At 62.4% G+C, this 14276-nt stretch carries 9 protein-coding genes; 7 read left to right on the top strand and 2 right to left on the bottom strand.

The window, feature by feature from the left end; translation table 11 throughout:
* The first annotated feature begins 1 nt into the window (after nucleotide 1).
* The 4 genes from CPH89_RS24630 to CPH89_RS24645 all read left to right on the top strand — a co-directional run bounded on the left by CPH89_RS24630 (nucleotide 2) and on the right by CPH89_RS24645 (nucleotide 9293).
* A complete protein-coding gene (locus CPH89_RS24630) occupies nucleotides 2-1336 on the top strand; it encodes a TolC family outer membrane protein (RefSeq protein WP_053256167.1) in 1335 nt (444 codons plus the stop codon).
* A gap of 30 nt (nucleotides 1337-1366) precedes the next feature.
* Nucleotides 1367-4324 (top strand): autotransporter serine peptidase EprS, encoded by a 2958-nt coding sequence (gene eprS, locus CPH89_RS24635; protein WP_053256166.1) that lies wholly within the window; start codon nucleotides 1367-1369, stop codon nucleotides 4322-4324.
* Nucleotides 4325-4484: 160 nt separating this feature from the next.
* On the top strand, nucleotides 4485-7592 hold the full coding sequence (locus CPH89_RS24640) for an autotransporter outer membrane beta-barrel domain-containing protein (RefSeq protein WP_053256165.1): 3108 nt from the start codon (nucleotides 4485-4487) through the stop codon (nucleotides 7590-7592).
* Nucleotides 7593-7862: 270 nt separating this feature from the next.
* Entirely contained in the window at nucleotides 7863-9293 is a 1431-nt protein-coding gene (locus CPH89_RS24645) for a polyurethane esterase (RefSeq protein WP_053256164.1), read from the top strand.
* Here CPH89_RS24645 and CPH89_RS24650 read toward each other — a convergent pair whose 3' ends face one another.
* Nucleotides 9294-9566: a hypothetical protein gene (locus tag CPH89_RS24650; RefSeq protein WP_053256163.1), complete on the bottom strand. Its 273-nt coding sequence runs from the start codon at nucleotides 9564-9566 to the stop codon at nucleotides 9294-9296. It lies immediately after the preceding gene.
* A 189-nt stretch (nucleotides 9567-9755) separates the two neighbouring features.
* On the opposite strand from CPH89_RS24650, the gene CPH89_RS30455 reads away from it, so the two are divergent.
* Nucleotides 9756-9908 (top strand): hypothetical protein, encoded by a 153-nt coding sequence (locus CPH89_RS30455; RefSeq protein WP_167422760.1) that lies wholly within the window; start codon nucleotides 9756-9758, stop codon nucleotides 9906-9908.
* 58 nt (nucleotides 9909-9966) lie between these two features.
* On the opposite strand, the gene CPH89_RS24655 is transcribed toward CPH89_RS30455, so the two are convergent.
* Nucleotides 9967-10191, bottom strand: a complete 225-nt coding sequence (locus tag CPH89_RS24655; RefSeq protein ID WP_053256162.1) for a YgdI/YgdR family lipoprotein — start codon at nucleotides 10189-10191, stop codon at nucleotides 9967-9969.
* Between the two features lie 187 nt (nucleotides 10192-10378).
* On the opposite strand from CPH89_RS24655, the gene CPH89_RS24660 reads away from it, so the two are divergent.
* Nucleotides 10379-12022, top strand: coding sequence for a VRR-NUC domain-containing protein (locus CPH89_RS24660; protein ID WP_053256161.1), 1644 nt, complete (start codon nucleotides 10379-10381; stop codon nucleotides 12020-12022).
* Nucleotides 12019-14274, top strand: a complete 2256-nt coding sequence (locus CPH89_RS24665; RefSeq protein ID WP_053256160.1) for an ATP-dependent DNA helicase — start codon at nucleotides 12019-12021, stop codon at nucleotides 14272-14274. Before CPH89_RS24660 ends, CPH89_RS24665 begins: the two co-directional genes overlap by 4 nt.
* The last annotated feature ends 2 nt before the right edge of the window (nucleotides 14275-14276 follow it).

Below are 14276 nucleotides of genomic sequence, written 5' to 3' on the forward strand. Positions count from 1 at the left end.
CATGAAGCCTGTGTTCCTCGCCTTGCTATTGAGCTGCACCAGTGCCCAGGCCGCCATGGGCCCGTTTGATGTCTACGAGCAGGCCCTGCGTAACGACCCGGTGTTTCTGGGGGCCATCAAGGAGCGCGACGCCGGCCTGGAAAACCGCACCATCGGCCGCGCCGGGCTGCTGCCCAGGCTCTCGTACAACTACAACAAGGGCCGCAACAACTCCAAAGCCACCTTGCCCGACGGGCGCGGCGGTAATTACCACGACAACCGCAACTACGACAGCTATGGCTCGACGCTCAGCTTGCAGCAGCCGCTGTTTGACTACGAAGCCTATGCCAACTATCGCAAGGGTGTGGCCCAGGCGCTGTTTGCCGATGAAAGCTTTCGCGACAAGAGCCAGGCGCTGCTGGTGCGGGTGCTGAGCTATTACACCCAGGCGCTGTTTGCCCAGGACCAGATCGACATTGCCCGCGCCAAAAAGAAGGCCTTCGAGCAGCAGTTCCAGCAGAACCGGCACCTGTTCCAGCAGGGCGAGGGCACCCGCACCGATATCCTCGAAGCCGAATCCCGTTACGAGCTGGCCACCGCCGAAGAAATCCAGGCGCTGGATGAACAAGACGCGTCGTTACGCGAGTTGGGCGCGTTGATCGGCGTGCAGAGCGTCAACATCAATGACCTGGCGCCGCTGAACCAAAGCTTTGCCGCCTTCACGTTGACCCCGGCCAACTACGACACCTGGCATGAGCTGGCGATCAGCAATAACCCCACGCTGGCCTCCCAGCGTCAGGCCGTCGAAGTCGCGCGCTATGAAGTGGAGCGCAACCGCGCCGGGCATCTGCCGAAGATCACCGCGTTTGCCAGTACACGCCAGCAGGAGTCCGACAGCGGCAACACCTACAACCAGCGCTACGACACCAACACCATCGGCGTCGAAGTGAGCCTGCCGCTGTATGCCGGTGGTGCCGTCTCGGCCTCCACCCGTCAGGCCAGTCGCAGCATGGAGCAGGCTGAGTACGAGCTGGAAGGCAAAACCCGCGAAACCCTGATTGAGCTGCGTCGCCAGTTCAGCGCCTGCCTGTCGGGGGTGAGCAAGTTGCGCGCCTATCAAAAAGCCCTGGCGTCGGCCGAGGCGCTGGTGGTGTCGACCAAGCAAAGCATCCTCGGCGGCGAGCGGGTCAACCTCGACGCGTTGAACGCCGAGCAGCAGTTGTACAGCACCCGTCGCGACCTGGCCCAGGCCCGGTATGACTACCTGATGGCCTGGACCAAATTGCACTACTACGCGGGCAACTTGCGCGACACCGACCTTGCGAAAGTCGATGAGGCCTTCGGCCCTGTGAAATGAGCACTTATAAAAACAATAAGGATGATTTAGATGATCACCGATTCACCGCGTTTCAAACCGTTTACTGCAGGCTCTTTGCTCCTGTTGTCCGTTGCGGCACAGGCGGCGTATACCGAGACCGGCCAAGCCGGTAACCCTGCCAGTTGGCGCTCCGCCGAATTCCAGAGCGACTGGGGCCTGGGGCGCATGAAGGCGGATGAAGCCTATGCCGCCGGCATCACCGGCAGCGGGGTCAAGGTCGGCGCGCTGGACTCAGGCTTCGATCCCAATCACCCCGAGGCCGCCAAAGACCGTTATCACGCCGTCACCGCCACAGGCACCTACGTCGATGGCCGCCCGTTCAGCACCACCGGTGCGCTCAACCCCAATAACGACTCCCACGGCACCCATGTCACCGGCACCATGGGTGCCGCGCGAGATGGCGCAGGCATGCACGGTGTGGCCTACAACGCGCAAATCTATGTGGGCAATACCAACGCCAACGACAGCTTCTTGTTTGGCCCGACGCCGGACCCCAAGTATTTCAAGACGGTGTACAGCGCGTTGGTGGATTCCGGTGTGCGGGCCATCAACAACAGCTGGGGCAGCCAGCCCAAGGACGTCAGCTACCAAACCCTCGGTGACCTGCACGCGGCTTACGCCCAGCACTACAACCAGGGCACGTGGCTGGATGCCGCAGCGGATGTGGCAAAGGCCGGCGTTATCAACGTGTTCAGTGCCGGTAACAGCGGTTATGCGAACGCGAGCGTGCGTTCGGCGTTGCCGTATTTCCAGCCGGAACTGGAAGGCCACTGGTTGGCGGTGTCGGGTTTGGACAAGGCGAATAACCAGAAATACAACAAGTGCGGGATCGCCAAATACTGGTGCATTTCCACCCCCGGCGCGCTGATCAACAGCACCATTCCCGACGGCGGATACGGGGTCAAATCCGGCACCTCGATGTCGGCACCGCATGCCACGGGCGCGCTGGCGCTGGTGATGGAGCGCTACCCGTACATGACCAATGAGCAGGCGTTGCAGGTGCTGTTGACCACTGCCACCCAGCTCGACGGTTCTATCACTCAAGCACCGAATACTATCGTGGGCTGGGGCGTGCCGGACCTCGGCCGGGCCATGCACGGGCCGGGGCAATTGCTTGGCAGCATGAACGTCAACCTTGCGGCCGGGCAGGGCGATGTGTGGAGCAACGGCATCGCCGACCAAGCGTTGGTTCAGCGCCAGGCCGAAGACCGCGCCGAGCACAGCGCCTGGCAACAAACCCTGATCGACAAGGGTTGGCAGAACGGCGTGGGCGCAAATGCCAGCCAACAGGACCTGACCGATTACGCCGTTGGCACTGCCCGTGATCAGGCCGCGGCGCACCGCGTGTACGAGGGCAGCCTGATCAAATCCGGCGCCGGCAGCCTGGTACTCAGCGGCGACAGCACCTATCGCGGTGCGACCAGCGTCAATGGCGGCCTGCTGGCAGTCAACGGCTCATTGACCTCAGCGGTGACCGTCAACGACAGCGGCACCCTTGGCGGTTCCGGGCGCATCGGCGCCTTAAGCGTCAACCGCGGCGGCACCGTGGCACCGGGCAATTCGGTAGGCACCTTGCAGGTGGCCGGTGATGTGAACCTGGGCGCGGGCTCCACCTATGCCGTGGAACTCACGCCCACCAGCAGCGACCGTATCGTCGCCGGCGGCAAAGCCGTGCTCGGCGGCGGCACCGTGACCCTGGCGCTGGAAAACAGCCCCACACTGCTCAGCCAGAGCCAAGTGCAAAGCCTGATCGGCCGCCAATACAGCATCCTCCAGGCGGCGGGTGGCATTCAGGGCCAGTTTGGCCAAGTGCTGCCGAATTACCTGTTCCTCGGCGGCACCCTCGATTACGCCGCCAACGGCGTGCAGTTGGACGTGGGGCGCAACAACGCCACATTCGCCAGCGTCGCCGCCACCCGTAACCAGCGCAACGTTGCGGCCGCCGCCGAGCAACTCGGCGCCGGCAACCCAGTGTATGAGAGCGTGTTGTTGTCGGACTCGGTCGCCACCGCCCGCCAAGGCTTGCAGCAACTGTCCGGTGAAATCTACCCGGCGATTGGCGCGATGCTGATCAACGACAGCCTGCAACTGCGCGACGCTGTCGGCGAGCGCCTGCGCCATGTGCCGGTGAACGGTGAAAGCAACCTGTGGCTCAAGGCGCTCGGCGCCTGGGGCAAGACCGACAGCCGCAGCGAAACGGCTGGCGCCAACACCTCGATCGGCGGCCTGCTGGCCGGTGTAGACGGTGCACTCGACGAGCAGACCCGTGTGGGTGTGGTTGCCGGCTACAGCGACAGCTCGCTGAATATGGGCAGCGGCACGCATTCGTCGGCGTCCATCGACAGTTACCACTTCGGCGCGTATGCCGGGCGTGAATTGGGCGACTGGCGCGTCAGCGCCGGCGGTGCCTACAGCTGGCATCGCGGCGATGTGAAGCGTGAGTTGCAATACGGCGAAGTCAGCGGCAAGCAAAAGACCAAGCTGGATGCGCGCACGGCCCAGCTGTTCACCGAAGCCGCGTACCGCATTCACCTGCAACCGCTGGCGCTGGAGCCGTTCGCCAACCTGGCCTATGTGCACCTGGACAGTGACGCGTTCCACGAAAAAGGCGCTGCCGCAGCGCTTGAGCGTGGCAGCGATCGACGCGATGCCGTGCTCAGCACCCTCGGTCTGCGGGCGCTGAAAACCTTGCCTCTGAATGATCACCAGCAGCTTGAACTTTCCGGCTCCCTGGGCTGGCAGCACAGCCTGACGGCGGTTGATTCCGAAGAACACTTGGCGTTTGTCGCCGGCGGGCCGTCATTTGCCGTGCGCAGTTCGCCGTTGCTGCGCGATGCCGCACTGGTCGGTGTGCAGGCCAGCCTCGCGCTGAGCAAGGCCACACGGGTCAACCTGGATTACCACGGCCAGTTGGGTGGCCGCGAGAAAACCCAGGGCGTGGGGCTGAGCCTGAACTGGCAGTTCTAGACGGCAGCGCAGGTCAGCAGGTGGGAGCAGACGGTGGGTCAGTGATGAATGCGACGACTGATACAGCGCTTTCGCGAGTAAGCCCGCTCCCACACTGGCACTGCGGCGCTGAAGCAAAGTGATTCACATACCGGCAATAAGAAAACTAAGGAAGGTCACCGTGAAAAAACGCAAGTCAGGGTTAATTACCGCCACTCACACCGGCCCGGGCTACCCGCTCAAGGCCTTGAGCTGCGTGCCATACGGCGCGTTGCTGTGCTGCCTGGCAAGCCTGGGGACCGCCCAGGCCGCACCCTATGTGGAAACGGGTAAGTTGGGCGACGCCGCGAGCTGGCGCAGCAATGAGTTCAAGGCCGACTGGGGGCTGGGCGCCATCCATTCAGACACCGCGTATGCCGCCGGCTACACCGGCAAGGGCGTCAAGCTGGGGATCTTCGACCAGCCGGTGTACGCCCAGCACCCGGAATTCGCCAGCCCCGGCAAAGTGGTGACGATTGTCACCGAAGGCATCCGCCAATACACCGACCCGTATATTCCGGTGAAGGCGGGCGATGCGTTCCGTTATGACGGCACGCCGTCCCAGGACTCCAACGGCAAGCTGGGTAACCACGGCACCCACGTCGGCGGCATTGCCGCCGGTAACCGTGACGGCGGGCCAATGCATGGCGTGGCGTTCAATGCGCAAATTCTCAGCGCCGAAAACGGCGACCCGGGGCCGGAAGACGGGATCATCCTCGGCAACGACGGCGCGGTGTACAAGGCCGGCTGGGATGGCCTGGTCGCCAGCGGCGCACGGATCATCAACAACAGCTGGGGCATCGGCATTGGCGATCAATACGCCAAGGGCGGCCGCGATCCGGCGTTCCCGAATTTCACGGTCAATGAAGCGCAGGCGCAGTTCAATAACATCCGGCCGATCCTCGGCACGCTGGCCGGTGGTGCTTATCAAGGCGCCATCGATGCGGCCCGCAGCGGCGTGCTGACTATCTTTGCCGCCGGTAACGACTACAACCGCAACAACCCGGATGCAATGTCGGGCCTGGCGTACTTTGTGCCGGAGATTGCCCCGAACTGGCTGTCGGTCGCGGCCTTGCAACAAAACCCGGATACCACCAGCCCCAACCCGTACGTGATCAGCACCTTCTCGTCGCGCTGCGGGTATGCGGCGAGTTTCTGTGTGTCGGCGCCGGGCACGAAGATTTTCAGTTCGATCATCAACGGCACCACCCTTGCCAACCTCACCACCGACTGGGCCAACAAAAACGGCACCTCCATGGCCGCGCCCCATGTGGCGGGCGCTGCGGCGGTGCTGATGGAGCGCTTCCCGTACATGAGCGGCGAGCAGATCTCCACCGTGCTCAAAACCACCGCCACCGACCTCGGCGCGCCGGGCATCGACGCGCTGTACGGCTGGGGCATGATCAACCTGGGCAAGGCGGTTAACGGGCCAGCGATGTTTATTACCGCCGAAGATATCCCGGCTGAGTTCCGTATCGACGGGGCGTATGGCAGCGGGCAGTTTGTCGCGGATTTGCCAGGGATCGGCGCCGTGGTGGATGCCGGCAAACCGACCCAACGCCTGTGCACGGACGTGCATTGCGGGTTGGACGTGTGGAGCAACAATATTTCAGGCCATGGCGGCCTGACCAAGCAGGGCATCGGCACCCTGGTGCTGACCGGCGCTAACACCTACAGCGGCCCGACCCTGGTCAATCAAGGCGTGCTGGCGATCAACGGCTCGGTCACCTCCGACGTGACCGTCGGCCAGCGCGGTGTGCTCGGCGGCTCCGGGCGCATTGGCTCGCTGAGCGCGAAAAGCGGCGGCACCGTGGCACCGGGCAATTCCATTGGCACGCTGAATGTGGCCGGGAATGTCACCTTTGACCCAGGGTCGACCTACGCGGTGGAGTTGTCGCCGACCAGCAGCGACCGGATCGTCGCCGGGGGGACCGCCACGCTCAATGGCGGCACCGTGACCCTGGCCCTGGAAAACAGCCCGACGCTGCTGACCAATGCGCAGGCTGGCAGCCTGATCGGTCGCCAGTACAACATCCTGCAAGCCGCCGGTGGCGTCACCGGCAGTTTCGGTGCAGTAGTGCCGAACTACCTGTTTGTCGGTGGCACCTTGAACTACGCCGCCACTGGCGTGCAACTCGACGTGGCGCGCACCAACAGCTTCGCCAGTGTGGCTGTGACGCCCAACCAGCGTGCTGTGGCGGCCGCAGCTGACCAATTGGGCGCGGGCAATGCGGTGTATGAAAGCCTGTTGCTGGCGCCGACTGCAGCCTCGGCGCAAGGTGCGTTCCAACAGCTCTCCGGCGAAATCTACCCGGCGCTGCAAAGTGCGTTGATCAATGACAGCCGGTACGTGCGTGAAGCCGTGGGCGAGCGCCTGCGCCATGGCGAGATGGGCGCCAGCAGCCAGACCCTCGATAGCCGTGGCAACGTGTGGGTCAAGGCGTTGGGCGCGTGGGGCAAGACTGACAGCCGCAGCGACACGGCAGGCTACACCACGTCACTGGGCGGCATGCTTGCCGGTGTGGATGGCGCGCTGGATGAAGCGACCCGCATCGGCCTGGTCGCCGGCTACAGTGACACTTCGTTGAACATGGGCAACGACACCCATTCACGGGCGTCGGTCGACAGCTACCACTTCGGCGCATACGCCGGGCATGAAATCGGTGCCTGGCGTCTGAGCGGTGGTGCGACCTACAGCTGGCATCGCGCCGACGTGAAGCGCGACCTGCAATACGGCGCCGTCGCCGGCAAGCAAACCGTCAAAGTGGACGCGAGCAGCACCCAGGTGTTCGGCGAGGCGGCGTACCGCGTCAACCTGCAACCGTTGGCCCTGGAGCCGTTCGCCAACCTGGCTTACGTGCACCTGGACACCGACGGTTTCACCGAGAAGGGTGATGCCGCTGCGCTGAAAGGTCGCGACGACAGCCGCGATGGGGTGTTGAGCACCTTGGGCATGCGTGCGTTGAAGACCTTCAACGTCAATGACCACCAGCAACTCGAGGTGTCCGGCACGCTGGGCTGGCAGCACAACCTGAGCAGCACCGATTCCGAACAGCACCTGGCGTTTGCTTCGGGCGGTCCGGCGTTTGCGGTGGAAAGTGCACCGATGGTGCGTGATGCGGCATTGGTGGGCGCGCGGGTCAGCCTGGCGTTGAGCAAGGACGCGCGGGTGAACTTTGATTACAACGGCCTGCTGGCCAGCAAGGAAAAAGTCCACGGGGTGGGGTTGAGCCTCGACTGGGCGTTCTAAACAAGCACGACCTGCTTAATGTGGAACCGGACTTTATGTGGGAGCGGGCTTGCTCGCGAAAGCGGTGTGTCAGTTAACGGCCTCATTGGCTGGTACAGCGTATTCGCGAGCAAGCCCGCTCCCACATTTGGATCACCGGGAATCAGGTAGATTTGCGTCAGTCTGGAGGCCATCATCGCAGGCAAGCCAGTTCCCACATAAAGCCTGTCCCCTCAGGGGCAACGGGTGTTTTCGCTTTCTCTACAAATCCAACAACAGAGAGGCACTACCATGGGTATCTTTGACTATAAAAACCTCGGCACCGAGGGTTCCAAAGCGCTGTTTGCCGACGCCATGGCGATCACGTTGTACTCCTACCACAACCTGGATAACGGCTTTGCCGTGGGTTACCAGCACAATGGCTTGGGGCTTGGTTTGCCGGCCACGCTGGTGGGTGCACTGCTCGGCAGCACGAATTCACAGGGTGTCATTCCGGGCATTCCCTGGAACCCGGATTCGGAAAAAGCCGCGCTGGAGGCGGTGCAAAACGCCGGTTGGACGCCCATCAGTGCAAGCACCCTCGGCTACGGCGGCAAAGTCGACGCGCGCGGCACGTACTTTGGCGAAAAAGCCGGTTACACCACCGCTCAGGTCGAGGTGCTGGGCAAGTACGATGACGCCGGCAAATTGCTGGAAATCGGCATCGGTTTTCGCGGCACGTCGGGGCCGCGGGAAACCTTGATCAGCGACTCCATCGGCGACCTGGTCAGCGATCTGCTTGCGGCCCTGGGCCCCAAGGATTACGCAAAGAACTACGCCGGCGAAGCGTTCGGCGGGCTGCTCAAAAACGTCGCCGATTACGCCGCTGCCCATGGCCTTACCGGCAAGGACGTGGTGGTCAGCGGCCACAGCCTGGGCGGCCTGGCGGTCAACAGCATGGCGGATTTAAGCACCAACAAATGGTCGGGCTTCTACACGGACGCCAACTACGTGGCCTATGCATCGCCGACCCAAAGCGCCGGCGACAAGGTGCTCAACATCGGCTATGAAAACGACCCGGTGTTTCGCGCGCTGGACGGCTCATCCTTCAATCTGTCGTCCCTGGGCGTGCACGACAAGCCCCACGAGTCGACCACCGATAACATCGTCAGCTTCAACGACCACTACGCCTCGACCCTGTGGAATGTGCTGCCGTTCTCCATCGTCAACCTGCCGACCTGGGTCTCGCACCTGCCGACCGCATACGGCGACGGCATGACGCGCATCCTCGACTCCGGGTTCTATGACCAGATGACCCGTGACTCCACGGTAATCGTCGCCAACCTGTCCGACCCGGCGCGGGCCACTACGTGGGTGCAGGACCTCAACCGCAATGCCGAACCGCACAAGGGCAATACCTTCATTATTGGCAGCGATGGCAACGACCTGATCCAGGGTGGCAAGGGCGCGGACTTTATCGAAGGCGGCAAAGGCAATGACACGATCCGCGACAACAGTGGGCATAACACCTTCCTGTTCAGTGGCCAGTTCGGCAACGATCGCGTGATTGGCTACCAGACCACCGACAAGCTGGTGTTCCAGGACGTGCAGGGGAGCACCGACCTGCGTGACCATGCCAAAGTGGTCGGCGCGGACACGGTGCTCACGTTTGGCGCCGACTCGGTGACCCTGGTTGGCGTCGGCCATGGCGGCCTGTGGGCGGACGGCGTCAGCATCGGCTGATCACCGCCAAGGGTGCCCCCGCCAGCCGCCGCCCCAATACGGCCGGTGGGGGTTGCCATAGCCGTAACCGTAGACATGATGCGGATAGTAATAGGGCCGTGGGCCATAACCCCAATGGCCGTAATAGACCGGTGGAGGCGGGGCTTGCACCACGATCACCCTGGGTGGCTGACGAATGATGAGGGTGTCGGCAAACGCCGGCGCACTGGCCAGGGCCACCAGCGTCAACGGAATCAGTAAAAGAGCGCGTACCGTGCGGGACATGACTGCCATGGTCGTCGTTCTCCGTGCTACCGCCCGCGAAAATGAAGGCGGCTTATCGGTTAAACGCCGGCAGGGCGAAAATCCTTCGGTAAATAAATCTTCATGGATCAACGGCGCAGCACTGCGACGGATTGGGCCGGGCTCACGCGTTTAATCACTGCCTGCGAGAAGGTTCGCGCGTTATGTGAGGAGCTGAGCATGTCCCGATTTCGACTGATGCTGTGCGCGCTGGTAGTGCTGGGGCTTGGCGGGTGCGCGGTGTACCCGGCGTATCCGGGCCCATGCTGCTACCGCCCGTACTACCACTCGTACTATTACCATCCCTACTACCACCCGTACTACCGGTATTGATCGGTAGCGGCCCAAACAAAAAGCCCCGCATTGGCGGGGCTTTTTGGTGTGCGGGCGCTTACTTTTCGTTGCGCACTGTCGCGACATCATCCGCCTTGACGCGGATGTGCTTGCCGGCGATATCGGTGAATTCATAGAAACCGTCGGCCGTTTTGGTCTTGGGGGTGTCCTTGGTCAAATACTGTGTGCCGTTTTGCAGTGTCACGACGGTTTGCGTGGAGCAACCCGCCAACAGCAGAAAAGTGAGTGCAACCAGTGGAAGACCCAAATTCTTCATGTTCATAACCCTTACCTTTAACCCTGAAAAGTCCCGCGCCATGGGCTGCGGGCCGCAAATGTTACGCCATCAACTGTCCTATCTGATCATTTTTATACAAAAAGTTGCGTGCGCCATTTATCTATTACCGATTGCAACAGCTCGCCGCTGGCGGCACTCTGTATGCATAACCAGTATTTGATCAGCGCGCGACATGGCCAATCCCCTCGACGATCCCTTGTATTACCTGCATAACTTCCGCCAAGTCCTGCATTGGCTGGGGCAACGCTATGCCGATTTACTCGATCCGGAAGAACAGCATTTCATTCAGCAATTTGACAGGTTGCCGCAAGCGTCCCAAGCCTTGTTGGTGCGCATGGTGATGCGCAAGGGCGTGCACTTTCGGGCGAGCAAACTCAATTATCTGGAGATTGGCTGCACCCGCACGGCCGTGCTGGCACTGGTGGAACAGGGTTGGGTTGAGGATCAAGGGCTGCTGTGCGTGGAAGAGCTGTTTGCACTGCTGCAAAAAGGCGAAATCCTTGCGGCCTTCAAACCGTGGATTGCGCAGCCCAAGGGCAGGAAGGCCGATTGGCTGGCGTTACTGGCGGAACAGTTCAGCGAACAGCGCCGGTTTGCCCAGTGGTGCCCGCAGCTGAGCGATGCGCTCTACAGCCTGACCATCATGGATTTGTGCGATCGCCTGCGGCTGATGTTCTTCGGCAATCTGTATCAGGACTGGTCGGAGTTCGTGCTGGCCGACCTGGGCATCTACACCTACGAAAAAGTCCAGTTCTGCGCCGAGTCGCGTGGCCTGCGCAGCCGTGACGATGTGGTCGGTTTTCTGTTCCTGCACCAATGCCAGCAGGCTTTTGAAGCGGGGGAGGCGCTGCACGAGGTGCTGCCACGGATCGCTACGCTTGTCACCGACAACCCCTGGCTGGAAAAACGTCGCGCCAAGCTGTTGTTCCAGGTCGGCCAGTATTGCGAGCGCAGCGCCGAATTGGCGCTGGCGGCGCAGATCTACCGTGATTGCGCCTACCCTGGCGCGCGCGCACGGCTGATTCGCGTGCTGGAGCGTCAGGCGCACTACGCGCAAGCCATGGCCCTGGCGTGCGCCGCGCAACAGGCGCCGGAAAGTGCCGCTGAACAACAACACCTGCTGCGCGTGCTGCCACGCCTGCGCCGCAAACTCGGCGAACCGGCGTTGCCCAAGACCACGCCGCGCGAGGTCACCCGCCTGGACCTGGCACTGGCCCAGCAGCCACTGATGTCGGTGGAGTATTGTGTCCAGGCGCATCTCAGCGAGCCCGATGGGCCGGTGCATTATGTCGAAAATGGCCTGATCAATTCGTTGTTCGGGCTGTTGTGCTGGGAGGCGATTTTCGCGCCGTTGCCAGGTGCGTTCTTCCACCCGTTCCAGCGTGGGCCGGTGGACCTGCACAGTGACGACTTTCACCAGCGCCGCAGCGCGTTGTTCGCCGCCTGTTTCGAGCAACTGGAGGACGAGCGCTATAAGGCCACCATCCGCCAGCGCTACGCAGACAAGTGGGGTATCCAGTCACCGTTCGTGTTCTGGAACCTGCTCAGCGCAGAACTGCTCGAACAAGCACTGGCGTGTTTGCCGGCCGAACACCTGCGCTATTGGTTTGAACGGCTGCTGCTGGACATCCGCGCCAACCGCACGGGCATGCCGGATCTGATCCAGTTCTGGCCGGCGCAAAAGACCTACCGCATGATCGAGGTCAAAGGCCCCGGCGATCGTCTGCAAGACAACCAACTGCGCTGGCTGGAATTCTGTGGTGAGTACCAGATGCCGGTGACCGTCTGCTATGTCCGCTGGGCTGAACCGGCTTGAGCTACAGCGTTGCGGTGCGGGCGCTGTGTGAGTTCACGGCCAAGGTCGGCGACCTCGACCTGCGCTTCACGCCGTCGCCCAGCGCCCAGGAAGGTATCGTCGGCCATCGCACGGTCGCCTCGCGACGCAGTGCGCATTATCAACACGAAGTGGCCCTGGAAGGCGAATTCCAACAGCTCAGGGTGCGGGGCAGGGCGGACGGCTATGACCCGGACAGCAACCGCCTCGAAGAGGTGAAAACCTATCGCGGCGACCTCGACGCCCAGCCCGCCAACCATCGGCAACTGCATTGGGCCCAGGTCAAAGTGTACGGCTGGTTGATGTGCCAGAAACTCGGCCTGCATGAAATCGACCTCGCGCTGGTGTACTTCGACATCGTCGGTGAGGGTGAAACCTTGCTGAACCAGCGTTTTCACGCGGCCGAGCTGGAGCGGTTCTTCAACCAGCAATGTGCGCTGTTCCTGGGCTGGGCGCGCGAGGAAATGCAGCACCGCGACGCGCGCAACAGCGCTGCACAACGCCTGGCCTTCCCGCATGCCGAGTTTCGTCCCGGCCAGCGCGCGCTGGCCGAGTCCGTCTACAAGGCGGTCAGCACCGGCCGCTGCCTGATGGCCCAGGCGCCCACCGGCATCGGCAAAACCGTCGGCACGCTCTTTCCGATGCTCAAGGCCCTGGCGCCGCAGCAATTGGACAAGGTGTTCTTCCTCACTGCCAAGACCCCGGGCCGCAAGCTGGCACTCGACGCTGCCCAGGTGCTGTTCGACAGCAGCCCCGAGCTGGCGCTGCGGGTGCTGGAACTGGTGGCGCGGGACAAGGCGTGCGAACACCTGGACAAAGCCTGTCACGGTGATTCCTGCCCCTTGGCCAAGGGCTTTTACGATCGCCTGCCGGCCGCGCGCACGGCAGCCTCGAAGGTACAGCTGCTGGACCAACGCAACCTGCGCGACGTCGCCCTGGCCCATGACGTGTGCCCGTATTACCTCAGCCAGGAAATGGCGCGCTGGACTGATCTGGTGGTCGCCGACTACAACTATTATTTCGACTTTGGCGCCATGCTGTTCGGCCTCGCCCAGTTGAACCAATGGCGCGCCGCAGTGCTGGTGGACGAAGCCCACAACTTGGTGGAGCGCGCCCGCGCGATGTACAGCGCCAGCCTCGACCAATACAGCCTCCACACCCTGCGCGACGCTGCCCCCGAGCCGTTGAAGAAACCCTTGCAGCGCCTGAACCGCGAATGGAACGCCTTGCACAAGGAGCAGCTCGCGCCGTACCAGGCCTATGCCACCAAGCCGGACAAACTGCTCCAGGCCCTGAGCCTGTGCACCAGCGCCATGGGCGACCACTTCAACGAGCACCCCGAAGCCCTCGCCGGCGACCTGCAAGCGTTCTATTTCGAGGCGCTGCAATTTGCCAAAGTGGCCGAGCTGTTCAATGAACAGTTCATTTTCGATATCAGCAAGCGTCAGTTCGGCGGCAAGCGCAGTGCGTCAACGTTGTGCCTGCGAAACGTGGTGCCCGCCGAATTCATCCGTCCCAGGCTGACGGCGGCGCGCAGCAGCGTGTTGTTTTCCGCGACGCTCAGCCCGCGTCACTATTACGCCGACTTGTTGGGGTTGCCGGCGGATACCGCCTGGATTGATGTGGAATCGCCGTTCAAGGCCGAGCAATTGCAGGTGCGTATCGTCGATGAAATCTCTACGCGGTTTGTGCATCGCCAAGCCTCACTGGAACCCATCGTCGAGTTGATTGCCCGGCAGTTCGCGGCGCAACCGGGCAACTACCTGGCGTTTTTCAGCAGTTTCGATTACTTGCAGCAAGTGGCGCAATTGATGGCCGAACGGCACCCGCAGGTCGCGCTGTGGTTGCAATCACGCGGCATGGCCGAGGCCGAGCGGCAGGCATTTCTTGAGCAATTCACCCAGCACAGCCAGGGCGTCGGCTTTGCGGTGTTGGGCGGCGCGTTTGGCGAGGGTATTGATTTGCCCGGCGCGCGCTTGATCGGGGCGTTTGTTGCCACCTTGGGCTTGCCGCAACTGAACCCGATCAACGAGCAAATGAAAGCGCGCATGGGCGCGATTTTCGGCGCGGGCTACGACTACACCTATCTGTATCCCGGTATCCAGAAAGTGGTGCAGGCGGCGGGTCGAGTGATCCGCAGCCAACACGACCGGGGCGTGGTGATGTTGATTGATGACCGTTTTGGCGAGGCGCGGGTGCGGCAGTTGTTGCCGCGTTGGTGGGCCGTCGATTAAGT

It is taken from the genome of Pseudomonas fluorescens (assembly GCF_900215245.1).
In the GTDB taxonomy this organism is placed as follows: Bacteria; Pseudomonadota; Gammaproteobacteria; order Pseudomonadales; family Pseudomonadaceae; genus Aquipseudomonas; species Aquipseudomonas fluorescens.

Excerpts from the sequence above, each read along its gene's own strand:
- CPH89_RS24630 (WP_053256167.1), top strand. The coding sequence starts at position 2 with ATGAAGCCTGTGTTCCTCGCCTTGCTATTGAGCTGCACCAGTGCCCAG.
- eprS (WP_053256166.1), top strand. The coding sequence starts at position 1,367 with ATGATCACCGATTCACCGCGTTTCAAACCGTTTACTGCAGGCTCTTTG.
- CPH89_RS30455 (WP_167422760.1), top strand. The coding sequence starts at position 9,756 with ATGTCCCGATTTCGACTGATGCTGTGCGCGCTGGTAGTGCTGGGGCTT.
- CPH89_RS24655 (WP_053256162.1), bottom strand. The coding sequence starts at position 10,191 with ATGAACATGAAGAATTTGGGTCTTCCACTGGTTGCACTCACTTTTCTG.
- CPH89_RS24660 (WP_053256161.1), top strand. The coding sequence starts at position 10,379 with ATGGCCAATCCCCTCGACGATCCCTTGTATTACCTGCATAACTTCCGC.
- CPH89_RS24645 (WP_053256164.1), top strand. The coding sequence starts at position 7,863 with ATGGGTATCTTTGACTATAAAAACCTCGGCACCGAGGGTTCCAAAGCG.
- CPH89_RS24650 (WP_053256163.1), bottom strand. The coding sequence starts at position 9,566 with ATGGCAGTCATGTCCCGCACGGTACGCGCTCTTTTACTGATTCCGTTG.